21 protein-coding genes are annotated in these 23,885 nt (G+C 44.9%); 14 read left to right on the top strand and 7 right to left on the bottom strand.

Annotated features, from left to right (window positions below):
• Positions 1-130 precede the first annotated feature (130 nt).
• The 4 genes from G3R49_RS01775 to G3R49_RS01760 form a co-directional block, all read right to left on the bottom strand.
• Entirely contained in the window at positions 131-376 is a 246-nt protein-coding gene (locus tag G3R49_RS01775; RefSeq protein WP_130598818.1) for a YgjV family protein, read from the bottom strand.
• A 118-nt stretch (positions 377-494) separates the two neighbouring features.
• On the bottom strand, positions 495-932 hold the full coding sequence (locus G3R49_RS01770; protein ID WP_130598819.1) for a PaaI family thioesterase: 438 nt from the start codon (positions 930-932) through the stop codon (positions 495-497).
• Between the two features lie 434 nt (positions 933-1,366).
• A complete protein-coding gene (locus tag G3R49_RS01765) occupies positions 1,367-2,035 on the bottom strand; it encodes a response regulator transcription factor (protein ID WP_130598821.1) in 669 nt (222 codons plus the stop codon).
• A gap of 385 nt (positions 2,036-2,420) precedes the next feature.
• Complete coding sequence (locus tag G3R49_RS01760) at positions 2,421-3,029, bottom strand: DUF2238 domain-containing protein (protein WP_130598823.1); 609 nt, start codon at positions 3,027-3,029, stop codon at positions 2,421-2,423.
• Positions 3,030-3,180: 151 nt separating this feature from the next.
• Between G3R49_RS01760 and serA the strand changes: the two genes are divergently transcribed.
• Positions 3,181-4,413 carry a phosphoglycerate dehydrogenase gene (gene serA / locus G3R49_RS01755; RefSeq protein WP_167868468.1) on the top strand — a complete coding sequence of 411 codons (1,233 nt, stop codon included), beginning with the start codon at positions 3,181-3,183 and terminating at the stop codon, positions 4,411-4,413.
• A 242-nt stretch (positions 4,414-4,655) separates the two neighbouring features.
• Positions 4,656-5,621, top strand: a complete 966-nt coding sequence (gene ygfZ, locus G3R49_RS01750; RefSeq protein ID WP_167868467.1) for a tRNA-modifying protein YgfZ — start codon at positions 4,656-4,658, stop codon at positions 5,619-5,621.
• Positions 5,622-6,184: 563 nt separating this feature from the next.
• Here the strand turns inward: ygfZ and G3R49_RS01745 are convergent.
• The 3 genes from G3R49_RS01745 to G3R49_RS01735 all read right to left on the bottom strand — a co-directional run bounded on the left by G3R49_RS01745 (position 6,185) and on the right by G3R49_RS01735 (position 8,009).
• On the bottom strand, positions 6,185-7,036 hold the full coding sequence (locus tag G3R49_RS01745) for an immunity 49 family protein (RefSeq protein ID WP_167868466.1): 852 nt from the start codon (positions 7,034-7,036) through the stop codon (positions 6,185-6,187).
• Positions 7,037-7,208: 172 nt separating this feature from the next.
• Positions 7,209-7,619: a hypothetical protein gene (locus G3R49_RS01740; protein ID WP_167868465.1), complete on the bottom strand. Its 411-nt coding sequence runs from the start codon at positions 7,617-7,619 to the stop codon at positions 7,209-7,211.
• Between the two features lie 57 nt (positions 7,620-7,676).
• Positions 7,677-8,009 carry a hypothetical protein gene (locus G3R49_RS01735; protein ID WP_167868464.1) on the bottom strand — a complete coding sequence of 111 codons (333 nt, stop codon included), beginning with the start codon at positions 8,007-8,009 and terminating at the stop codon, positions 7,677-7,679.
• Between the two features lie 578 nt (positions 8,010-8,587).
• Here G3R49_RS01735 and G3R49_RS01730 point away from each other — a divergent pair.
• The 12 genes from G3R49_RS01730 (at position 8,588) to katG (ending at position 23,723) form a co-directional block, all read left to right on the top strand.
• Positions 8,588-9,382, top strand: a complete 795-nt coding sequence (locus tag G3R49_RS01730) for an ABC transporter ATP-binding protein (protein ID WP_167868463.1) — start codon at positions 8,588-8,590, stop codon at positions 9,380-9,382.
• The gene (locus G3R49_RS01725; protein ID WP_167868462.1) at positions 9,382-12,018 is read left to right on the top strand and encodes an ABC transporter permease; all 2,637 of its coding nucleotides are present in this window, start codon (positions 9,382-9,384) and stop codon (positions 12,016-12,018) included. The genes G3R49_RS01730 and G3R49_RS01725 overlap by 1 nt, the downstream gene beginning before the upstream one ends.
• Positions 12,019-13,191 carry a lipocalin-like domain-containing protein gene (locus G3R49_RS01720; RefSeq protein WP_167868461.1) on the top strand — a complete coding sequence of 391 codons (1,173 nt, stop codon included), beginning with the start codon at positions 12,019-12,021 and terminating at the stop codon, positions 13,189-13,191.
• A 625-nt stretch (positions 13,192-13,816) separates the two neighbouring features.
• Positions 13,817-16,300 carry a nitrate reductase catalytic subunit NapA gene (napA, locus tag G3R49_RS01715; protein ID WP_167868460.1) on the top strand — a complete coding sequence of 828 codons (2,484 nt, stop codon included), beginning with the start codon at positions 13,817-13,819 and terminating at the stop codon, positions 16,298-16,300.
• 32 nt (positions 16,301-16,332) lie between these two features.
• Positions 16,333-17,067 carry a ferredoxin-type protein NapG gene (gene napG, locus G3R49_RS01710; protein ID WP_167868459.1) on the top strand — a complete coding sequence of 245 codons (735 nt, stop codon included), beginning with the start codon at positions 16,333-16,335 and terminating at the stop codon, positions 17,065-17,067.
• Entirely contained in the window at positions 17,064-17,966 is a 903-nt protein-coding gene (gene napH, locus G3R49_RS01705) for a quinol dehydrogenase ferredoxin subunit NapH (protein WP_167868458.1), read from the top strand. The genes napG and napH overlap by 4 nt, the downstream gene beginning before the upstream one ends.
• A complete protein-coding gene (locus G3R49_RS01700) occupies positions 17,966-18,388 on the top strand; it encodes a nitrate reductase cytochrome c-type subunit (protein WP_130598841.1) in 423 nt (140 codons plus the stop codon). Before napH ends, G3R49_RS01700 begins: the two co-directional genes overlap by 1 nt.
• Before the next feature lie 108 nt (positions 18,389-18,496).
• Positions 18,497-18,934, top strand: a complete 438-nt coding sequence (locus tag G3R49_RS01695) for a GNAT family N-acetyltransferase (RefSeq protein ID WP_348633898.1) — start codon at positions 18,497-18,499, stop codon at positions 18,932-18,934.
• A 103-nt stretch (positions 18,935-19,037) separates the two neighbouring features.
• The gene (locus G3R49_RS01690) at positions 19,038-19,496 is read left to right on the top strand and encodes an HNH endonuclease (RefSeq protein WP_210147077.1); all 459 of its coding nucleotides are present in this window, start codon (positions 19,038-19,040) and stop codon (positions 19,494-19,496) included.
• Positions 19,493-20,056: a dihydrofolate reductase family protein gene (locus G3R49_RS01685; RefSeq protein ID WP_167868457.1), complete on the top strand. Its 564-nt coding sequence runs from the start codon at positions 19,493-19,495 to the stop codon at positions 20,054-20,056. The genes G3R49_RS01690 and G3R49_RS01685 overlap by 4 nt, the downstream gene beginning before the upstream one ends.
• A 124-nt stretch (positions 20,057-20,180) precedes the next feature.
• Positions 20,181-20,657, top strand: coding sequence for a DM13 domain-containing protein (locus G3R49_RS01680; protein ID WP_167868456.1), 477 nt, complete (start codon positions 20,181-20,183; stop codon positions 20,655-20,657).
• Between the two features lie 906 nt (positions 20,658-21,563).
• The gene (gene katG / locus G3R49_RS01675; protein ID WP_130598851.1) at positions 21,564-23,723 is read left to right on the top strand and encodes a catalase/peroxidase HPI; all 2,160 of its coding nucleotides are present in this window, start codon (positions 21,564-21,566) and stop codon (positions 23,721-23,723) included.
• Positions 23,724-23,885: the final 162 nt, after the last annotated feature.

Genomic DNA, 23,885 nt, shown 5'->3' with positions numbered 1-23,885 from the left:
GCATGAGAAAGCTATCTTCTGACACAACCGCGCCAGCACCAAAAACAAAAATGGGAGCTTTTAGCTCCCATTCACAGGTATAACGTAAATAACTCAAATCAGCTCAAACTATATAGTCCTAGCTCACTGTTTACTGCTCTTCATCTTGCTGCGGCTCGCGATATAGCTTATTGAGATAGTACACATTAATGCAGGCGATAAAGGCATTGACTAATGCGACCGGCAGCGCGCCGATTGCTAGGCCGTAGGCAACAAACAAAATTGCACCTAGCAGGTTCCACCAACGCAATTTTTTAATGTCAGACATAGTTAACGACACGGCGACCAGCACTGAGGCTAGGTAGCCAATCCATTCCCAAATTGTGGCGCTTTCCATACTCTCTCCTTAATGTCGCGGCAGTAAATATATGCCTTAGGCATGTTCACCAACTATGTAAACAGCCCTACTCACTATCTTTGTTTAGCTATCGGGACTAAGCGTTCAGCGCTTACTATTAGCGCTTTACGACTGCCGCAGTCATACGTGAAATACAACATAATTCATTAGCACTATTATGGATTAAAATTTCCCATACTGAGCTACGTTTACCTAAATGAACGGGTTTTGCGGTTGCAGTCAGTGTGCCCTTGCGAGAGGCTTTCAAATGGTTGGCATTGATCTCCTGACCCACGCAGTAATACTTTTCAAAATCGACGGCAAAGTTTGCGGCGTAACTGGCAACCGTTTCGGCAAGGGCAACGTTAGCGCCGCCGTGCACAATTCCTAATGGGTTATGAACCGACGGATCCGCTGGCATAGTCGCCGTCATGTAATCTTCACCAATTTCGGTCACTTTAATTCCAAGTGTTGTCATCAAGGTACCTTTGCCACCCATTCCAGCATCCAGGCGTTCACAATCTTCTAGGGTGATATCTTTGTACCAAATACTCATACTACTATCCTTGGTTATTCTTGTTGTTTATCAAAGCGTTTAATAAATATTAAGCTTAACGCGTTTTTACCTCAAAGCTAAGCTGCTATGCAACTCAGTCAAGGCTTTACGGCATACAGCTCTATCTTCTGAAAGCAGATTTAGTGTTATCACTTAATATAAAGCCGCCTAGGCTAAGCTTAATCAGCAGTAGCATCTAGTTGCAATGACATTTAAAGCCTTTGAAAACATGGATGTTTTCGCAGAGCCCACAAGGATGTGTTAACGGCGTGCTTTAAATGTCATTGCCTAGCAGGCTATTTAAGTACGGCATCAACGGAAAATTATCGACATAACGTTATTGATAATAAATACCTATTCAACATCAATATCTTAGGGGAAGTAATTAAAAAGCCACCAAAGTGGTGGCTCGTTAAATTAGCTAGATAATCGAATTAACTCACTAGCTCAAAGTGGGTTTGATAAGTCTGCGCCCAGCGCAGTAATTCAACCCGATTGCGCGACTGAGTTTTACGGAAAATCGACGAAATATGCGCTTTCACCGTGTGCTCACTAATACACAAACGATGAGCAATTTCTTTATTACGTGCTCCAGATGATACCAACTGAATAATCGTGCGCTCACGTGAAGTTAGCATTTCAATCATGGCGGCAGTTTCTTCTGGTACTGGGCTTGAAGTATCTACCTTCTTCACTAAACGGCGGAAAGTTTTGCTGATCAAGGTGCGATCGTACCAAAGCTCGTCTGACACCATTTTACGTAAACCAGTCAACATGAGATCCATGCGCTGATCGCTATACAGCAATCCGCGCACACCTAACAATAAGGCTGCTTCAGGCTCTAACGTGCCGCGTTCAACTTGATAAATTGCCACAGGAACATGAGGTGCGATACGCGACACAATCAGCGGTATGCCATTGCTGTCTAATGCCGCGCCATCTTGGGCGATAAGATAAAAACTGTTGGTGTACTTCTCTAGCTCTAACTCACCTGCATGCTTTACAATCCGTGTTTTCATGCCGATTGACTCTGCCAAAATAGCTAAATGACAAGGCGCAGAAATCTGGTGTAAAAAAACTAATTCATTAATGTTTGAGCTCATCACTTTTCTCCCTGAAAAGTTCTCACAAAATGTGCTGTGAAATAACTAATATTCACCCAAAAGCACAACAAAAAAATGCCTACAAATCCGCTCAGAGGTATCTCCTACCTCTCATACTAATTTATGATGACAATCCCTACCCATCAAATAGTAGTAGATAATCACTAGCTCGAAAGTAAAAAGCTTAAAACTTAAGTATGAATACGCACTAAAGTTGCAGCGCAGCCATACCCTAGCTAACCACAACTATACCTTAGCCCACAACACAGCATAGGGCTATGTCTTAAATACTAATAATGGCAGCGTTTCAAACAAAACTAGCCTTTATAAATCAAGCGATTGTTTCAAGCTTGGGTAATTTATTATCCCCTAATAAACGCTAATTTCAACAGTGTTTTAACTGCTTATCATGTAATTTTGTCAGCAAGGTTAACCCCACGATACCACCTATGAGTGCTAAGAACATATCCGACTGGGTGTCCCATTCATAACCTTGAGTGCCTAAAAATGCTTCTGCGCCTTCACCTGATGCTGCGCCAACCCACCACTCAATCAGCTCATAAAAGGCAGAGAATGCCAACACAAAACAGACACATAGGAACTGGCACCACATACCCACTTGCAGCACTTGATTACGTAGCAATACCTCACGGGCGAGTATCACAGGCACAAAGCCTTGAGCAAAATGCCCTACCTTGTCGTAATTATTGCGCTCGCTGCCCATCCACTGGGCAATGGTGTCAAACAAAGGCACTTCTGCGTAGGTATATTTAGCACCCACCAGCAGCACTATACAGTGAATAAGAATCAGAAAATACGCCAGTGGCGTGAGTGGAAAGCGCTTGCCAGTGGCAACCAAGATGGGCAGTGCAAGCAATGCTGGTATCGCTTCTAACCACCAAGTAAACCTATCTTTAGGCTCAATCGCCGACCAGGCAACTGTCGCGAAAAAGATAATTACATAAATAACTAAGTAACTTGCCTTTTTATTCAATTAAAATCCCTCTTATTCATTATTGTTCTAGTGACAGAACATCGACTTTAGCCATCTAGCCCTCCACATACTCATAAAAAGGTGGTATTTTTGAGCCCTGACGGAGTCAGCTTAGTTTACGCACATTTTTGAATGAGAGGGTACCCATATCATGGCGAAACATTCGCTCAATAAGGATAAAATTAAAATCCTGCTTTTAGAGGGCGTCCACCAAACTGCGGTAGATGTACTAGAACGTGCAGGTTACACCAATATTGAATATCACAAAGCCTCGTTGCCAGAAGAGCAACTGCTTGAGTCGATAAAAGACGCGCACTTTGTAGGTATTCGCTCCCGTACTCAACTTACCGAGTCCGTGCTTAAACATGCTGAAAAACTCGTTGCCATTGGTTGTTTCTGTATTGGCACCAACCAAGTCAACCTGCAAGCGGCTGAAAAGCTGGGTATCCCAGTCTTTAACGCACCGTTTTCTAACACCCGTAGTGTGGCTGAGTTAGTCATTGGCGAAATCATCATGCTAATGCGCGGCATTCCGCAGCGTAACGCTATCTGTCATCGCGGCGGCTGGTTAAAGAGCGCCAACGGCAGTGTTGAGGTACGCGGTAAAACCCTAGGCGTCATTGGTTACGGCCACATTGGTACTCAGCTAGGTATCATGGCTGAAACCCTAGGTATGCGAGTACGTTTTTACGACATTGAAGACAAGCTGCCTTTAGGTAATGCATCACAAGTCGCCAGCCTTGAAGCACTATTAGCTGAAGCTGACGTAGTCAGTTTGCACGTACCAGAAACACCGCAAACCAAGAATATGATTGGCTCACTGCAATTTGAGCAGATGAAGCCAGGCGCATTCTTTATTAACGCATCTCGCGGCACAGTAGTTGATATTGACGCTTTAGCGCAGACCTTAAAAGCTGGCCATGTTGCAGGCGCGGCGATTGACGTATTCCCCGTCGAGCCTAAGTCGAACGACGATGAATTTATCAGCCCACTGCGCGGCATTGATAATGTACTGCTTACCCCGCACATTGGTGGCAGCACAGCTGAAGCGCAAGAGAACATTGGTATTGAAGTCGCTGGCAAGCTCGCCAAATACTCAGACAATGGCTCAACTTTGTCTGCGGTTAACTTCCCTGAAGTATCACTGCCACAGCACTCTGGCACTTCGCGCCTACTACACATTCACCACAACCGCCCTGGTGTACTTATTAAGATTAACCAAGCGTTTTCTGAAAAAGGCATCAACATTGCGGCGCAGTACCTGCAAACCACTGCAGATATCGGTTACGTGGTAATGGAAGTTGACTCAGACCAAGCTGAAGAAGCACTTGGTCAACTTAAGTCAATTGAAGGCACTATTCGTACTCGCGTGTTGTTTGACTAGGAAGTTCGAGCATCAGCTCAATAGAGTGATCTAACTCGCCAATTTAAAAGCGATCTCAAAAAGGGGTCGCTTTTTTGTTGTTTTTTTCACAATCGCCCACATTATAAAAAGATAGCAAGCGTATGGGTGATATCAGAGCCAAGGTACACAAGTACCAAGGTATTTGTATCGAGATTTAAATTAGATAACAAACTGCTGACTCTGCAACTAGCACCCGCATTCCGGCATTAATAGGGACAACTATGACTATTTCAGCACAACCGATTGACTGGACCTTTAACGACACACCACCTGCATTAGTGTTATCACACCTTTCTCACCTAGGTTTGGTTGAAATTAGTGGCGAGCAAGGCCGCAGCTTTATTCATGGTCAAGTGACCACAGACATCACCTCGCTAGAAGCAAATCAATGGCGCTGGGGCGCACACTGTGACCCTAAAGGCAAAATGCTAGCCGCATTTCGTACCTTTGCTATTGGCGACAATTTAATGATGTTAATGCCAAAAGACACCTTAGCCGTTGACCTACCACAACTGCAAAAATACGCGGTGTTTAGCAAAGCTGAGTTAGTTGATGTGTCTGACTCATTAGCACTCATCGGTGTTAGCGGCGCGAATGCAGCAAGCTTTATCACTGAGCAATTTGGCGCGCCAGAGCACGAGCTTAATCAATTTGACGATGCCACTGTCATCAAAGATGGCGAGCGCTTTATTGTTGTTATCGCCAGCGAGAAAGTAGCTGAGCTACAAGCAAAAGCGGGCGTTGCACTTACCGACAATAGCCACTTTAAAGCACTAGAAATTAAAGCGGGTTACCCAAATATCGGCGCTGAGCACGCCAATCAATACGTGCCGCAAATGTGTAACCTGCAGGCCATTAACGGTATTAGCTTTAACAAAGGCTGCTACATGGGTCAGGAAACCGTAGCGCGCATGAAATACCGCGGCGGTAACAAGCGCGCTCTGTACATTCTTAAAGGCACCGCCAGCGCAGAATTAAGCGCTGAAACTCAAGTTGAAATCGCCGACGAAGACGGCTTTAGACGCGGCGGCAACATCATCGAGTTTGTACAACAAGACGAGCAAGTATTGCTAACAGCAGTGCTGGCTAACGACACACCTGATACAGCCAAATTACGTATTAAAGATGATGCAGTGTCTGAGCTAAGCATTGTCGCCCTGCCATACTCGTTGGAAGACGAAGAGTAGGTTTTACGCAAAGAGCGCCTGCAAGGCTAAAGTAATCTAATCGAGTAAAAGCAAGGCAAGTCAAAACAAAGACAACAAAGCCCCTAAACTAATGGTTTCGGGGCTTTTTAGTGACTATTTCAACAATTAAGCTAACACAAGCCACTATCAAGCACGGCGCAAATACCGTATAAATAAGCAACACTTTCAAATTCACCCTAAAACACAATGAAGCAACTTACACCAATTATGCTAACTCTGGTTATATGTGGCTGTAACGTGTTACCCGTGCCCGCAAACTGTACCTCACAAGAGCAAAATATAAGCCTGTCTCAGCAAACACAAGTCAAGACTCCACGGCCGAATTTGATTGTTAGCTGTGTATCATCAGACAAAATAACCGCCTACAATACGGCTCACGCTAAAGTACAAGACTTGTGCAGTAATGTAGCGGACGTAACCGCAACTCACCTACAAGAGGTGCCTCATACGGTTAGGATGCAGCTTAATGGTAACTGGGTTAATTTGGGTTCCACCCACTACCAAGTATATGTTGAAGCGAGCTGTAGCAAAGCTAACTCGACCTAAAACTCGTTGTAGATTAACCACTCTGGCAAGTAGTCATTCTGGTGCTCTAACCTCCAACCATGGCGATCGAATGCTAAACTGGCGGCAGCGTTTAACTGCGGAGGGTAAAATGCCAATGGGCTGTGAGTCATATTATTACGAACTTTCTTCACATGCGTGCGATGCATTTTTGAAGAATGAATAATCGACGTTTCAAAGCCTGCTCTATCCTCTTTAGCAAGATAATAAAACGGCTCTAGTGCTTTTAAAAACCTCAAAGAAAAGTGTTTTTTATGCTCTCGTTCCATTTCATCAATAAGCACACTATGATCGGCATTGACATCCAACAACCCTTTTAAAAAACGCACATAAAAGGCGGTATACTGTTCTGGTTCATCGGTTACTTGCATGGCTTTTTCCGGCGTAAATTGCATCAATATATCCACCGCACTTTTATCACGTCGAAATATTGCCTGACACAAATAATCACTCCAGTTCACCCACATAATGCGTTTATTAAGCGGCATAAAGGGTAGACTAAGCATTTGCCCATTATATTCCACGACTTTGTCACTACCTGAATCATTCATTACACCATGCATTAACACAGTGCTGGTTTCAATTGCCAAATCTAAACATGGCATCGCCCGATGGAAATAACTATTATCATCAACCATTAAGCCAAAACGGATTAACTGAGAAAAGAGGTTATACCAGTCACGCTGTTTGAAATAAAGCTGCTGATATATCGGCTTGGTAATTTCATTTTGGTTTCGAGTGATTTTATTCTCCATCGCCACTCTTAAGCGTTCAATATGCTCAGCATCAAAGGTGAAATTTATAGGCTCATGTAATTTAATATGTTCCATGTAATGTCCTTATTAACGGAGTTGACGCTGAGCTTATTGGGCAAAGTGCGATTGGTAAGTTTCAAGCACTTTATCAAAGCCTTGGCTGTATATTTTCTCTCGTAGCTGGTGATATTGTTGATCCTGATTTATGCCTGCATCACTGACAAAAACACTGTTTAAATCAATATTACTAAAGGCTTGATGGTGAATTGGGGGGGGCGCTGAGGTTGTTATCTTGACGTAACTTCATCAGCATGAGTACTGAGTAAGGCACAAACCGCCAGTTTAAATTACTAAACTCATAAAAGAATTTTGAAGGTGGCGATACAACTTGAGCCACTTGATCATTCAGAAGTAGCTCAACATATTCTTGGTATAGTTCATCTACTTCCACATCCCAATTTTCTATTATTTCTTTATATTTAAACCCTTCAACACTGTGACATTCTTGCTTCCCTCTTGCTCTAGCATATAGCTGAACAACAAAGTCCAAAATATGACCCTTTGACCTTATAATTCCATTATTCTCATAAAAATCCCGATAAATATCAAATAGCACATCGGCTTTATGATAGTCATCAACAAGAACAGCAAAAACCAAATTAAGAACTGTAGAGCAGGCATACTTCTTCGATGATGGCTCACCAAACCTCTGTATTTACATTCGCTTCACATAATGAGCAATTACACTTTGAAGATAACCATATTCTAGACATTGCTTTATCAAGTCCAAATCTACTTTACCAGAGCGAATATAATCTTCCTCAACAATCAATTCGTAATGGTTAAGCGGTATAATTAACTGAGAATTTAAAAACTCCCAAGGTAAATAATCTTCTTCATAGCGACTCAAATCAACCGTGGGTAATGAGCCTGATTTAATATAAGCATCAATTGCCTCCCCATTCCTCGCAAAAATAACGTCATGATTTAAAGCCTGCTTTTTGACCTGTTTCTTCCTTCGAATAAATTTACTTAATTCTTCTTTCATATATTAATCAGCCTTCTAGCCCGTAAAAACTTCCCTAACAGCTTAGTCATAACTTGTCCTGTCATAGTCTCTTGGTTTAGTTGCATAGTTTGCAATCTAACCCTGAGTACAATCCTTTGTCGCAATTAGCGACGAGTATTTACTAGTCGATATTTTGCAGTTTTTAACACAACTAAGCTAGCCTCTTGGCTCAGGGCGAGAACATGAACATTTACAACGCGTTTTCTTATGGGATTAATGAGCTTTGAGTAAGCAAGCCTCTTTAGCAGGGATGCTAACGCGGAGCCATCATGGATGATTTTACGGCGTCTTGCGCAATCAAAGTTCGTTAACTCTTAGTACATGGTTGATAATTAATCACTCATGCGCTCACCCAGCCTCTTGACTCTTACCTGCTTCGCTAAAACAAATCCAAGATGAGCAATCTTTAACCTCGGTTCGCTCGTATAAGGTATTATTCTATTTAACAACTGGTTATGCTATCGAACACGTGTGTTAGCTAGCTTAAATGTAAGCTAGCTCGAATGTTAGAAAGCTAGTATTCGTTTCACATCAGCAGACAGCAGACAAGGAACGCTATGAGTCAGCCAATCGTTGCCCTGAGCCACATTTGTAAAAGCTTTCATGATGGTGAAGGCGAGCATCAGGTCATTAAAGATCTATCTATCGCCCTCAACCAAGGTGATACGGTTGCCTTAACGGGCGCGAGTGGTAGCGGTAAAAGCACCCTGCTTAACATTATTGCTGGTTTTGAACATCCAACCGCGGGCAGCCTAAAGCTACTTGGGCAAGAAACCCGTCACTGGCAAGACAAACAATGGAGTGAATTTCGCCACCAGCAGCTCGGCGTGGTGTTTCAACAATTTAATCTGCTGACACCGCTTAATGTGCGCGACAACATTCGCTTTGCCCTGCAACTTAATAAACTTAACTGGGATGACTGGTGCGATCATCTGGTTGACAATTTAGGCCTTAGACCACTTTTAAGTCGTGACGTGGAAGCCCTTTCAGGCGGCCAGCAGCAACGAGTTGCCATCGCCCGCGCTTTAGCCCACAAACCAGCATTACTGCTTGCCGATGAACCAACAGGCAACCTTGACCACAGCGCCAGTTTAGAAGTAATGAGCCTGCTGACTTCGCTCGCCAAACAACAGCAAACCTGTGTATTGATGGTCACTCACAGCGAAGTGTGCGCTAACTATATGCAAAGCCGCTGGCATTTAGAAAGCGGCCATATTAACCAAGATACGCAAGTAAGCTCGGCTCAGACAGCTGTGCAAGATACTGTTTCAAAGACTCATATAGCCACTCACACGAGCACCCAAACCGACTCTCAAGTAGCAACTCAGCCAGAATCAAGCGAGGCAGTGTAATGCGTTGGCAGCATACGCTTTTAACCGCCAAGGTTTTTCTAAATCATTATCGCCACAGCCCAGTACAAGCGAGCGCGATTTTGGTGGGTATTGCGCTAGCGGTGACCTTACTTATTGGGGTTAAAGCGACCAATGAAAACGCCATCAGCAGTTACAGCGAGGCAACCGAGCTGTTAAGCCAACGCGCCAGTGCTTATGTGAGTGCCAATAGTAGCGATGAAATTGACGAGCAACTGTATTTTGCCCTGACTCAAGCAGGCATTCCTGCGCTTGCGGTGCTTGAAGGCTTGGCCGCCGGCCCCAACGGTAATCCTTGGTCAATCACAGGCAACGACTTATTTAGCGCCCTAACCATAGGCATGGATAAGCAGGTCACCAATAAGAGCACTGAGGGGCGAATCAAGCCATTTTCAGATACCATTCCCACCGCTAAGCTGCTGTCTGGCTACCCAGCCATTTTAATGAGCCGCTCGCTGGCAGATAAATACTCACCGTCGCGTAAAGCTTCACTTAACGGCAAAACACTAGAGGTGATTGCCGTTGATGACAGCGCAGGTTTAGGTAATGAGCTGCTGGCTGATCTATCTGTAGTGCAACCACTATTAAAGCGTGAAGGTAAGCTAAGTTATATTGCCTTGTACCCTAAATATGAAGGCCAAACCAAGGCACAATTGGTCGATGAGGCGAGCGCTGTTTTCAAAGCCAACGGCTTTGATATAAGCAAGCTCAATATCAGCGCCGATGATGATGGCACATCACTTAGCGCCCTCACGGACAGCTTCCATCTAAATCTAAAAGCCATGGGCATGCTCGCCTTTTTGGTGGGGCTATTTATTGCCTATAACGGTGTGCGCTATAGCTTAATGAAACGCCACAGTTTATGTATTCAGCTGATGCAGCAAGGCGTGGCGCGCCCGGTATTAATGACAGCGCTGGTGATTGAGTTACTCATTTTGGTAATAATGGGCACCTTGCTAGGTTTTATCATTGGTTTGCAGCTGTCGCAGTGGCTGCAACCTATGGTGGCGCTAACTTTAGAGCAGCTTTATGGCGCGCGGTTAATGCCGGGGCAATGGCAGTGGCAATGGTTTACTCAAGCGTTAATGCTAACTTCATCTGCGGCGCTATTTGCCTGCTTACCCATGTTGTTAGGGCTAAGCCGCTCGCCGTTGGCACAAGGGGCTTATCAGCGCCCTAAGAGTAAACACTACCGCAAGTTACACCGTAAGCTGTTTATGTTTGGTAGCGCACTGCTGCTGGTAAGCTTTGTCGCGATTAACTTCACCACTAATTATCAGCATAGTTTGGTGCTGTTAGGTGGAGTAACTGTGGCGATCCCGTTAATGCTGCCACAAGTGCTCACCCTGCTGATTAGCCTGTTTGAAAGGTTTAACCTGCAGGGCTTAACTCAATACACCATTGCTGAAAGTAAACAGATTATTGCGCCACTTGGGCTAGCTATGATGGCGATGCTACTGGCCATTTGCGCCAATATCGCCATGAACACCTTAGTGGGCAGTTTTGAAATCACCCTCAAGCAATGGCTAGAGTCTCGGTTGCACGCCGAGCTTTATATCAAACCTAACCCACAAGTGATCCCTGAGCTTAAAGCTAAGCTTGCGCAGGATGAAAAGGTTAGCGCGCTTTACGCCCAGTGGCGTGCTAACGCCAAGATAAGCGCAACGTTTAATGCTGCGAGCAGCAACAAGATAACTGCCGAAAACGGCACAGCCACTCACTTATTAGTCCCTGGCGCATCAGACCTCGACTTATCAGTCCCAATAGCGCTAGTCAGCCGCGATTTAAACTCAGTTGAGCAAACCTCAGCCATGAAGCAAAGGCTTACGCAGCCGGGAGATGAGACACTCGATGATCGCCAATACTGGAAGGCATTCGCCGACGGTGAGTTTGTAATTATTAGTGAGCCATTAGCAATAAAGCAGCAACTAAACATTGGTGATAGCTTGCAAATTGATAAGCTAACCAAGCCAGTAATTGTGGGCGGCATCTACTACGATTACGGCAATCCAGCCGGTGAAGTGATTATTAGCCAGACGCTGTGGCAGGCATCACCACTGCCGCGCGATCCCATTAGTTTTGCGGTTGACTATCAAGGCGAACTCGACGAGTTGCAAACCGAGCTCAAGCAAACGCTTAACCTCAGCAATGCCTCTATGTATAGCCAAACAAGGATTAAGAAAGAGGCCATTGCCATTTTTAAGCGTACCTTTTCAATCACACTGGTGCTTAACAGCTTAACTTTAATCGTAGCCGCAATTGGGCTATTTAGCGCCACAACCATGCTCACTCAAGCTAGGCTTGCGCCATTTGCGCGCCTATTTGCCCTTGGGGTATCGCGCCGGCAATTACAAAAGATGGCCTTTAGCCAAATGCTGTTTATTGTGCTGCTGACTTGTTTGGTTGCCATGCCAATGGGCGCGCTGCTTGGTTATCTGGTGATTAGCAAAGTGACCTTACAAGCCTTTGGTTGGAGTATTGCTATGGTATGGGATTGGGGCAGCTATGGTCAGGTAGTCGCTACGTCAATTGTCAGCTGCCTGTTGGCTGTGGCAGCGCCGCTTTACTGGCAAACCCGTAAACCTTTGATTGCTAGCCTGCAGCAGGAGGGTGCGTAAATGCTCAAGTCAGTTAATAACCTAAGCGCCACTTATACCGCCCTGTGTCTATCTTTGTGCCTAACTCTATCTATGTCAGCTTGCTCTGATAACCCAGCTAGCACAGAGCGCGACATGGGTAAAATAATGGGTAATGACGCGGTAGGTTATACCAAGGTAGTGCCCAACAAGCCGTTAGTGTTCCCGCAAGATCATCAAGCTCACAACGACTTTAAACAAGAATGGTGGTACTTAACCGCCAACCTGACCACTGAGTCTGGTGAACCACTTGGCCTGCAGTGGACTCAATTTAGAATCGCACTAACGCCACCAGCTGAGTTTCAATCAGTTAAAGACACTCAATCTGCTAACCAACCGCTTGCACGATCAGCAGACTGGCAAACTAATCAAGTTTATATGGCTCATGCCGCACTGACCTCAAAAGACCAGCACTTTATTGATGAAAAATGGTCTCGTGCCCACCCACAGCTTGCTAGCGTGCAAGCAAGTCCGCTAGCCATTTTTACCCACAACTGGCGCTGGCAAAGTCAAACTAAGGACTTGTTTCCAGCAACTTTAACAGCCGAGCAAGCAGAGTTTGGCTTTACACTACAGCTAGACAGTACTGTGCCATTTCAGCGTCAGGGCGATAACGGCTATAGCATTAAGTATGCTGACTCCTCGGTTGCCTCTTACTATTACAGCCAGCCTTATATTGAGGTTTCTGGCACAGTGCAGCGCGACGGTAAGAGCGAAAAAGTCAGCGGCAAAGCTTGGTTAGATAGAGAGTGGAGCTCGCAGTTTTTAACCAAGTCACAGCAAGGCTGGGATTGGTTTTCGCTGCGGTTAACTGATGAGCAAACCATGATGATCTTTAGACTAAGGGGTGATGATCCAAGCGATCATTTCTTTAGTGCGAGGTTGATGCAGCGAGATGGCAGCGGCAACAATCTCACCAGCAAAGATAATCCTGACGATATCACCATGACGCCTACCCAATGGCAGCAAACCAAGCTTGGTAAACACCCTGTTGCCTGGCGAATTCAGGTAGAAAGCCAAAATATAGATATACAAACTCAGGCGCTAAATCCTGATAGTGATATGGCGCTTTCAGTCGCTTATTGGGAAGGGCCGATTAGCTTTAGTGGCACTCACCAAGGCACAGGTTATATGGAGCTAACTGGCTATGATTAGTCTTAGCTCTTTATTGTTAGCTCTTAGCTGATTGCATCGTTATCCACTCCATTGACGGCTGAGTTTAGTGTGGGGCTTTAGAGTTACTCGCTATTTTCTTGGTTGTCTGCTTGTTTTTTATTGCACATTTCCGCGTTAAAGTAACAAATGTAGCGTCGAATTCATCCATTATTTAAATACTGACTTTCCTCAGGTTCTAATCAACAATGCTCAGGCTCCACAGCGTCAAATCAACCAGCTTTAGCCTGCACGCACCTCAAAAAACGCAACCAAATCACAACATTTATACACCTAAATAGATAACAACATTGGCGTGCCAATATAGGTCAAATATTGTGATATTTGTGTTTTTATTAGCCAAAAAACTCTGTTAGGACAGTTAATAACAACTTTAGCGAAACGCGATATAAACGCAGTGCTGTTCGAAGCTTGAAACAATCTATCAACAAAAATGGGAGGCAGGTCACGCTCGAAAATGTGATCTTGAACAACTATTAACCACTATACTCATTCAGAGGTATATCCATGCTTTTTGTGGGGTCTACACTTCATACTAACTAGTCATATCTTTGATATGGCATGAGAGCAATGACAAAGACTACTAAAACAGAGAGTGAGGACCACCATGAGCATAAGCCGTCGTGAGTTTCTAAAAGCCAATGCTGCAACTGCTGCAGCTTCGGCAGTAGGTATGGCATTACCTATTAAAGTTGTTGAAGCAGCAGAGTCAAAGAGCGACATCAAGTGGGATAAAGCCCCATGTCGTTTCTGTGGCGTAGGCTGTAGCGTGTTAGTCGGCACCCAAGGGGGCAAAGTTGTCGCCACTAAGGGTGACCCAGAAAGCCCAGTAAACAAAGGCCTTAACTGTATTAAGGGCTACTTCTTATCAAAAATCATGTACGGTAAAGATCGCCTAGACTCGCCTTTACTACGTATGAAAGATGGTAAGTACGACAAAGAAGGTGAATTCACACCAGTAAGCTGGGATGTCGCATTAGACACTATGGCTGAAAAGTGGAAAGCCAGCCTAGCGAAAAAAGGCCCTACTTCTGTTGGTATGTTCGGCTCAGGTCAATGGACTGTATGGGAAGGTTACGCTGCATCTAAACTGCACAAAGCTGGTTTCCGTACTAACAACATTGACCCAAATGCTCGTCACTGTATGGCGTCTGCTGTAGGTGGCTTCATGCGTACCTTTGGTATTGATGAACCAATGGGTTGTTATGATGACATTGAAGCGGCTGATAACTTTGTACTTTGGGGCGCTAACATGGCTGAGATGCACCCAATTTTATGGGCTCGTCTAACTGACCGTCGTCTTAGCCATAAAGATGCCAAAGTTCACGTACTGTCGACTTTCGAAAACCGCAGCTTCGACCTAGCTGACAACCCAATGATCTTTAAGCCACAATCAGACCTAGTTATTCTGAACTTCGTGGCGAACTACATCATTCAAAACGGTGGCGTTAACAAAGACTTCGTTAACAAGCACACTAAGTTTGCCCTAGGTACGACTGATATTGGTTACGGTCTGCGTCCAGATCACCCATTAGAGAAAAAAGCGAAGAATCCAGGCAATGGTAAGTCAGTACCAATTAGCTTTGATGACTACGCTAAGTTCGTCAGCACTTACACAGCAGAATATGCATCTGAAATGAGTGGCGTACCTGTTGAGAACCTAATCGAGCTAGCTAAGGTTTACGCTGATCCTAAGCAAAAAGTAATGAGCTTATGGACCATGGGTATCAACCAACACGTACGTGGTGTGTGGGCAAACAACATGCTTTACAACATCCACCTGCTAACAGGTAAGATTGCGACTCCTGGTAACTCACCATTCTCGCTAACAGGTCAGCCATCTGCGTGTGGTACTGCTCGTGAAGTGGGTACATTTGCTCACCGTCTGCCAGCAGACATGGTTGTAGCCAACCCTAAACACCGTGCTATGACTGAGAAATTGTGGAACATCCCAGAAGGCACTATTCCACCTAAACCTGGATACCATGCAGTACTTCAAAGCCGTATGTTGAAAGACGGCAAGCTAAATTGTTACTGGACCATGTGTACCAATAACATGCAGGCTGGCCCAAACATCAACGAAGAGATCTACCCTGGTTTCCGTAATCCAGAAAACTTCATCGTGGTGTCTGACCCATACCCAACTGTGACGGCAACCGCAGCAGACCTTATTCTGCCAACCGCTATGTGGGTGGAAAAAGAAGGTGCTTACGGTAACGCCGAGCGTCGTACTCACATGTGGCACCAACAAGTTAAAGCACCTGAGGGTGCTAAGTCTGACTTATGGCAGCTGGTTGAGTTTTCTAAACGCTTCAAAGTGTCTGAAGTATGGCCTGCAGAGCTAATCGCTAAGCAACCAGAAGTTGCAGACAAGACTCTTTATGACGTGCTATTCGCGAACGGCGAAATCAACAAGTACCCAACCTCTGAGTGTAAAGGTGACTACAACGACGAAGCTGAAGCGTTTGGTTACTACATTCAAAAAGGTATTTTTGAAGAGTACGCTCAGTTCGGCCGCGGCCATGCCCATGACCTAGATAAATTTGATAACTACCACGAAAACCGCGGTAAGCGCTGGCCTGTAATCGATGGCAAAGAAACACTGCGCCGCTTTGTTGAGGGAAGCGACCCTTACGTTAAAGCTGGCGAAGGCTTCAACTTCTACGGTAAGCCAGATGGTAAAGCTGTTATTTTCGCTCTGCCTTATGAGCCTGCAGCAGAAGAGCCAAACGCTGAATACGATTTATGGATGTCTACAGGTCGTGTATTAGAGCACTGGCATACTGCATCGATGACAGGTCGTGTACCTGAGTTATCACGCTCATATGCTGATGCACAAATCTTTATGCACCCAGAAGATGCCAAAGCACGTGGTTTGAAACGTGGCGACGAGGTTGTTGTTGCTTCTCCGCGTGGTGAAGTGAAAACCCGTGTTGAAACGAAAGGCCGTAATAAGCCACCACAAGGTGTGGTATTTATGCCGTTCTTTGATGCGCGCCAATTAGTGAACAAGCTATTACTTGATGCAACTGATCCACTGTCGAAAGAGACAGACTTCAAGAAGTGTCCTGTAAAAGTAATGAAAGCTTAATAGCAACACGTGCACAAATAATCGAGTGAACTATGAGTAATTCGAATCGTAACCCAAGCAAGATAAACGGCATTAACCGCCGTCAGTTCCTTGCACAAACAGCCAAAACTGGTTGTGTGATGGGCATGGTAGGTATGGGGCTAACGACTGTGGCAACTCAGTCTAAGCACCTGGACCCGCAAGCGATTCGTCCTCCAGGCGCACTCAACGAAGACGACTTTTTATCAGCATGCGTACGCTGCGGTTTATGTGTAGAAGCCTGCCCTTACGACACCCTCAAACTAGCTCGCTGGTTTGAAGGTGCTGCAACGGGTACGCCTTACTTCACCGCACGTGACGTGCCATGTGAGATGTGTGATGACATTCCTTGTGTTAAAGCCTGCCCAAGTGGCTCGCTTGACCATAGCTTGACTGACATCAACGACTCAAAAATGGGCATTGCTGTGCTTATTGATGAAAAGAACTGTCTTAACTTTAAAGGCTTACGTTGTGATGTTTGCTATCGAGTTTGTCCACTAATCGATGAAGCCATCACCCTTGAGATGCAACGCAACCACAAAAGTGGTCACCATGCGATGTTTTTACCTACGGTTCACGCCGACGCCTGTACAGGTTGTGGTAAATGCGAGCATGCCTGCGTGACAGAACAAGCAGTGATTAAAGTACTACCGGCTGAAATCGCTTTGGGCAAAACTGCCGAGCATGACACTTACCAAAATACTGAAGCCACAACGCTAGAGATGTTAAATAAGGGGCTATCACTATGACGCATAGCTCAAAGCCAAAGACTGAACGTTTTGCCGAAGAAGCAATTAATCAACTGGGTTGGTTTGGCGCACATAAATTCCTGCTGCTGCGCCGCTTAACTCAAGTTGCGGTATTTAGTCTGTTTGCTATTGGTCCTGCACTGGGCTTATGGCTACTAAAAGGCAATTTATCATCTAGCATCTTGCTTGATACTGTGCCACTAAGCGATCCGCTTGTGACACTGCAGGTATTAGCCAGCGGGCACTTACCTGAAGCAAGTTTGTTGATTGGCGCGCTTGTGATTGCGCTAACCTATGCGATTGTTGGTGGTCGGGTATTTTGTAGCTGGGTATGCCCAGTGAACATCATTACTGACACAGCTAGCTGGATACGCCGTAAGTTTAAATTTCCGCGGATTAACGCGTTGCCAAAAAACTTACGCTATTACATGTTAGCACTGGTTCTGCTATTACCTATGGTTACTGGTGTAACCGTGTGGGAGTGGATGAACCCAGTACCAATTGTCTACCGCGCCGCGTTATTTGGAGCAGGTAGCGGCCTATGGGTGCTGGCAATGATCTTGTTGCTCGACACCTTTGTCGCTGAGCGCGCCTGGTGTAGTCATCTATGCCCAACTGGCGCTATGTTCAGCCTAATAGGCAAAGTAAGCCCAATTAAAGTTTCTGCAACCAATGCTAAAGACTGCAATAACTGTATGGACTGCTTCACCGTGTGCCCTGAGCGTCAGGTGCTTAAACCTGTACTGAGAAAAGGAGCAACGGAGCTAACCATTAACGATAGTGACTGCACCCTTTGTGGCCGTTGTATCGATGTTTGTGCACCGCGCGTATTTGAGTATAAAAACCGATTTAATACCCAAAATTCTAAAAGAATTCCTCTTAAAGTGGAGAGCAACTAATGAAGAAAATCATTACTCTAGCGGCTATGATGTTTGCGATTAGCGCTTGTAGCGGTCAACACGCAGAGCCAAATGCTGCGCCAGTGAAAGTGAGCTCACTGGCTGGTGATAGCCAAATCACTGATGTTCGTCCTGCTGACGAAATGTCGGTTTACCCTAAGCGTGGTAAATCAATTGAGCGTACTTTTGTGCATCAACCACCGCTGATCCCACACAAAGACTCTTATGAGTTAAGTACTAAGAAAAACGGCTGTATTTCGTGCCATAGCCCAGCGAAAGCAAAACGCATGAAGACAACGGCTGTACATGAGTCTCACCTAACTAATGGTGAACTAAACGGAATGTACTACTTCTGCGATCAATGCCACGTTGCACAAGCAGAGAACAAGCAAAAAATCGTTGATAACACCTTCTCGAAATAAGCTTGTTTAATACCAATTGGTATAGCTAAATCTCCTCACTGATTTAGTGAATATATTACTCCCGACTGGCCGGTAACTTGTTCATCCAAGTTGCTGGCCTTTTTACTGTTGTGCAAGTTACAAGTCATCGCATTGCTCGAAGAGCATCTAGAAGACATGCAAGCCACTTCGCCGCCTGAAAGTAAACACGCCTTAGATCTCGATAGTCTTAGGGGCGAAGACGTTCAATTTTGGAGTCTCTGGCAAGGTGAATTGCTTGCGGGGTTTGCAGCCTACAAGCGTCTTGATGACAACTACGCTGAGCTTAAATCTATGCGTACATCTAGGCAGTTTAAGCTGCGCGGCATTGCCACTAAATTGCTTAAGCATATTCTCAATGAGGCTAACCTACACGGCTTTAAGCAAATCAGTTTAGAAACTGGCACTATGGAGTATTTTGCCCCAGCAAGAGCGCTATATTTAAAGCATGGTTTTAACTACTGTGAGCCTTTTGCTGATTACCAACTAGACCCGAATAGCTGTTTTATGACGCGAGAAATAGTTTGATCAATTGAGCGCACTAAAACTTGCACTAGGTCATTCGAGGTTTTGTTGCACGTGTTAGACTCAAGGCTTATCGTTATCATCAAGCACATGGAGCGGCTAGCATATGTACTCAGTCAGTTTTAAACTTGCAGGGCGTTCGCGTCGCAGCAGCTACAAGACAGACAAAGGCGCTTACAAAGCAATTTACAACTACCTTAAAGCTAACCCCACTGCTAGCGCGATTTTCTACACTCCAGAGGGAATGCCAGAAGCCTTTGCTGAGCTTGAACAAGTGCCATATACACCTAAGGTAACAACATCAGAGTTCAACAGAAAATGGCCTAACCTTCGTCGGCAAGCATTCGAATTGTACGGCAATGCCTGCTCATGTTGCGGAGCGTCACCAAGCACTGGCGCAATAATGCATGTTGATCATATTAAACCTCGCTCTAAATATCCTGAGCTAGCATTAGAGCTAAGCAATCTGCAAATACTGTGTGAGCAGTGTAATCTAGGTAAGTCCAATATCTCTGAGGTAGATTGGCGTCAACCTCAACCAAGCTGTGCAGGAGAGAAATCATGAAGTGTTCGGTTTTTATCGCTACGAGTATCGATGGTTATATCGCAACTGAAGATGGCAATGTCGATTGGCTTGAGCAAGCCGGCAATCAACAAGCAGACATGAGTGACAACCCAGACATGGGCTTTAATGAATACATAAACAGTGTTGATTGCATGATTATGGGTCGTAAATGTATGGAGAAGATTGCTAGCTTTAATCTCACTGACGAGCAGTGGCCTTATGGCAAGCTGCCTATTTATGTGTTGAGCCGCACCATGACCAAGCCACCACAAAACCTTGTTGGTAAGGTTGAGATGGTCAATGATGGTATTGAGGCGCTGCTATCGCGATTAGAGCTTCAAGGACTCAAACACGCCTATATTGATGGCGGCGCGACAATATGTGCATTCATTAACTTGCAGCTCATCGAGCGGATGATCATCACCCAAGCGCCTGTGGTTTTAGGTAAAGGTATTTCACTGTTCAATGACATCAAATCCCCCGTATCAGTTACTCAGGTCAGTGCGCAGTCTTACCCTAATGACTTTGTTCAAGTTAGCTACCGGCTTAGTTATGCTTAGGGTTTAGATATACGAAACCACATACTTACCGTGTGATGTGACTAGATAAGAACAAACTGAGGAGACACTTAGCCCTCAACCAAGAATCACAATTCAACACACTACATATATTAAGGAACTTTATATGAAACCACGTTTAATCCTGCTGCTAGTAGTAAGCCACGCTGTGGTCGCATTTATTGGCTTTGCAGCAGGTATTTACACCCTGCCATTACTTACCGCTTCGGCAGCACCTGAGCAGGCCCAGTTGAAGTCAATCCAAACCCAAGCAGAGTTCACCGCCAGCTTTGTACGGGAGTTAAAAGGCAGTGACAGTTTGCACTGGGGGGAAGGACAAGTCTCAATAAACAACCATCATATCGCCCTGGAAGGTGAGCTTTCACCTGGGCCTGACTTTAAACTCTACTTGGCAACAGAGTTTGTAGAAACGGAGCAAGAATTCAACGCCCTAAAAAGCAAGATGGTACAAGTGGGCAGTGTTAACCGATTCGATAACTTCATTGTTGACGTGCCGAGCCACATCAATCCAGCCAACTACAACACTGTCATTGTGTGGTGTGAATCATTTGGCGAGTTCATCACAGCAGCGAAATACCAATAACACCGCCAGCTTTTTAACATTTGGGTCAGTAACATTTGGGTCAGAGTAAACGTTCACGCTTACACCTAAGCAATCATCCTCTGACCTAAGCTTATCTTGCTTTCTAGCCTTCAACCTAAAAATAAATACTTATATATTTCAACAAATTAAGGTTTTACTCTGACCCGATTTTAAGCTTAATGTAACATTTGGGTCAGAGTAAACTCTCAGCTTGAGCAGAATCAATCGGACTCTGGCCGATACATTCCCCCTCCATAGTCAAATAATTAGTATTTAATCGCTTCAGTCAATTAAGCGTTAATTCTGTATCTGGCGTTAACTATGATTCTGGTGCCTCTTAGGTTAGATGTCTGTTTTCCCTATGCGCGGCAAATCAATTGCACTGTTTTGTATTTCAGATATCGCTGCATATAAGCATATCTATGCAGGATAAGGTTAAATCTATTTGCTATAAACCGTATGGTTTACCTCACATTACCTATCAGCTTGAACATAAAAAATATATACCTTTCGATATATAAAACAGGAAAAATTGTTCACAAAACAGACGAGAAATCTGATCTAAATCACATGGATATGCATAAAACTATCGTAGTATCGCAAATCAATCTCAATTAGGAATTGAACACTAAACCCGAACATAGATAAAAGATCGGCAAAAAACAATAACTTAACCTATAAAAACCATGGGCTAATCAGTTTTACCGTTAACAAAACAGAGAGTTTATGTGTATTAGCGCAAACACAGTCTTAGCGGCCGAACTCACAGGTACTTATATGCTGTGACAGTTCTAAAGATGTAAAACTTAGATTTAGCTCAATTATGAAAAAGGCGATACAGCAAAGCTCAAGTATCGATTTTACCCAAAAGGGATAGATATCTATTCAACTTAAGGAGAGAACCCAATGTCTAACAGTAAATGCCCAGTAATGCACGGCGGCGCAACGGAAAGCAACATGTCTGTAATGGAGTGGTGGCCTAAAGCGCTCAACTTGGACATCCTTCATCAACATGATAGTAAGACTAACCCACTAGGCGCAGACTTTAACTACCGCGAACAAGTCAAAAATCTTGACGTTGAAGCACTAAAATCCGACATGAAATCGTTAATGACCGACAGCCAAGATTGGTGGCCTGCTGACTGGGGACACTATGGCGGTTTAATGATTCGCTTAGCGTGGCACTCAGCTGGTAGCTACCGTAATGCAGACGGCCGTGGAGGCGGAGCTACCGGTAATATGCGTTTTGCACCACTAAACTCATGGCCTGATAACGGCAACCTAGATAAAGCGCGTCGCCTACTTTGGCCACTTAAAAAGAAATACGGCAGTAAAGTTAGTTGGGCTGATTTAATGATTTTAGCCGGCACCATGGCTTATGAATCAATGGGTTTTAAAACGTTTGGTTTTGCGTTCGGGCGTGAAGATATCTGGCATCCTGAGAAAGATACTTACTGGGGCTCAGAAAAAGAATGGTTAGCGCCAAGTGGCGGTGAAGGTAGCCGATATTCTGGTGAGCGTGATTTAGAAAACCCACTAGCAGCTGTGATGATGGGACTTATCTATGTTAATCCTGAAGGTGTAGATGGTGTTTCTAATCCTCAGAAAACGGCTGAAGATATGCGTGTAACTTTTGCACGTATGAGTATGAACGATGAAGAAACCGTAGCATTAACAGCAGGTGGTCACACTGTTGGTAAAGCACACGGCAACGGTGATCCAGCCAATCTAAGTGAAGCGCCAGAAGGGGCTGGAATCGAAGAGCAAGGTTTAGGTTGGAACAACCACAAATCTCGTGGTATTGGCCGTGATACAGTAACAAGTGGTATTGAAGGGGCTTGGACCACGTTCCCAATGAAATGGAACACGGCCAAAGGTGGTTACTTCGATATGCTGTTAAATCACGAATGGACCTTAACCCAAAGCCCAGCGGGAGCGACACAGTGGGAACCAATCGAGATTGCCGAAGAAGACAAACCTGTTGACGTTGAAGATGACAGCATTCGTCATAACCCTATTATGACTGATGCGGATATGGCATTAAAAGTCGATCCTGAATACCGCAAGATCTCTAAGCGCTTCTATGAAGATCCGGCTTACTTTGAAGAAGTATTCGCACGCGCATGGTTCAAACTAACGCACAGAGATATGGGACCTAAAGCATGCTACTTTGGCCCAGACGTGCCAGCAGAAGACCTGATTTGGCAAGATCCAATCCCAGCAGGACCAAAGGGTTATGATGTCGATGCAGTGAAAGCGCGTATTGCTGACAGCGGCTTGTCTATCGGCGAAATGGTCGCAACGGCATGGGATAGCGCACGAACTTTCCGCGGCTCAGACAAACGTGGTGGGGCAAATGGCGCTCGTATCCGTCTGGCGCCACAAAATAGCTGGGAAGGTAACGAGCCAGCACGCTTAAATAAAGTGCTATCTGTTCTTGAACCAATTGCAGCAGATGCGGGTGTGAGTGTAGCTGATGTAATCGTACTTGCGGGTAACCTGGGTATCGAGCAAGCAGCGAAAGCGGCTGGTTTTGAAGCTAACGTCCCATTTGCAGCAGGTCGTGGTGATGCAACGCCTGAGATGACAGACGAAGATTCATTCTCTGTACTTGAGCCTTTAGCAGATGGCTTCCGCAACTGGCAGAAACAACACTACACAGTAACACCTGAAGAAATGATGTTAGATCGCGCTCAGCTACTTGGCTTAACTGCGTGTGAAATGACGGTGTTAGTGGGTGGTCTACGTGTATTGGGTACTAACTATGGTGGTGAAGCATTCGGTCAGTTTACCGATACCTTAGGTGCGCTGACTAACGACTTCTTTGTAAACTTAACAGACATGAATTACAGCTGGAAACCAACGGGTCGTAATTCTTATGAGATTGTTGAGCGCACAACGGGGACCGTTAAATGGACTGCCACACGCGCTGATTTAGTATTTGGCTCAAACTCTATCTTACGTGCTTACGCAGAAGTTTATGCACAAGATGACAGCAAAGAGAAGTTTGTCCACGACTTTATCGCAGCATGGGTGAAAGTTATGAACGCAGATATGTTTGCCTAGTAGCCCTCTTATGCTGAGTAATACTGCACAATGCAATATTACTCAGCAAGCTAAAGGTTAACAAACTAGAACTTACAAATTAAAAATGGGTACCTTTGGTACCCACTTTTTGTTTTCAGCCTCAAGCGATAGCCATAAAAAAACCGCTGCAGAAGCAGCGGT

The organism is Shewanella sp. WXL01 (genome assembly GCF_012263345.1).
GTDB lineage: Bacteria > Pseudomonadota > Gammaproteobacteria > Enterobacterales > Shewanellaceae > Shewanella > Shewanella maritima.
The sequence above is the reverse complement of the archived record's forward strand: the minus strand, read 5'-3'. Positions and strand labels throughout refer to the sequence as shown.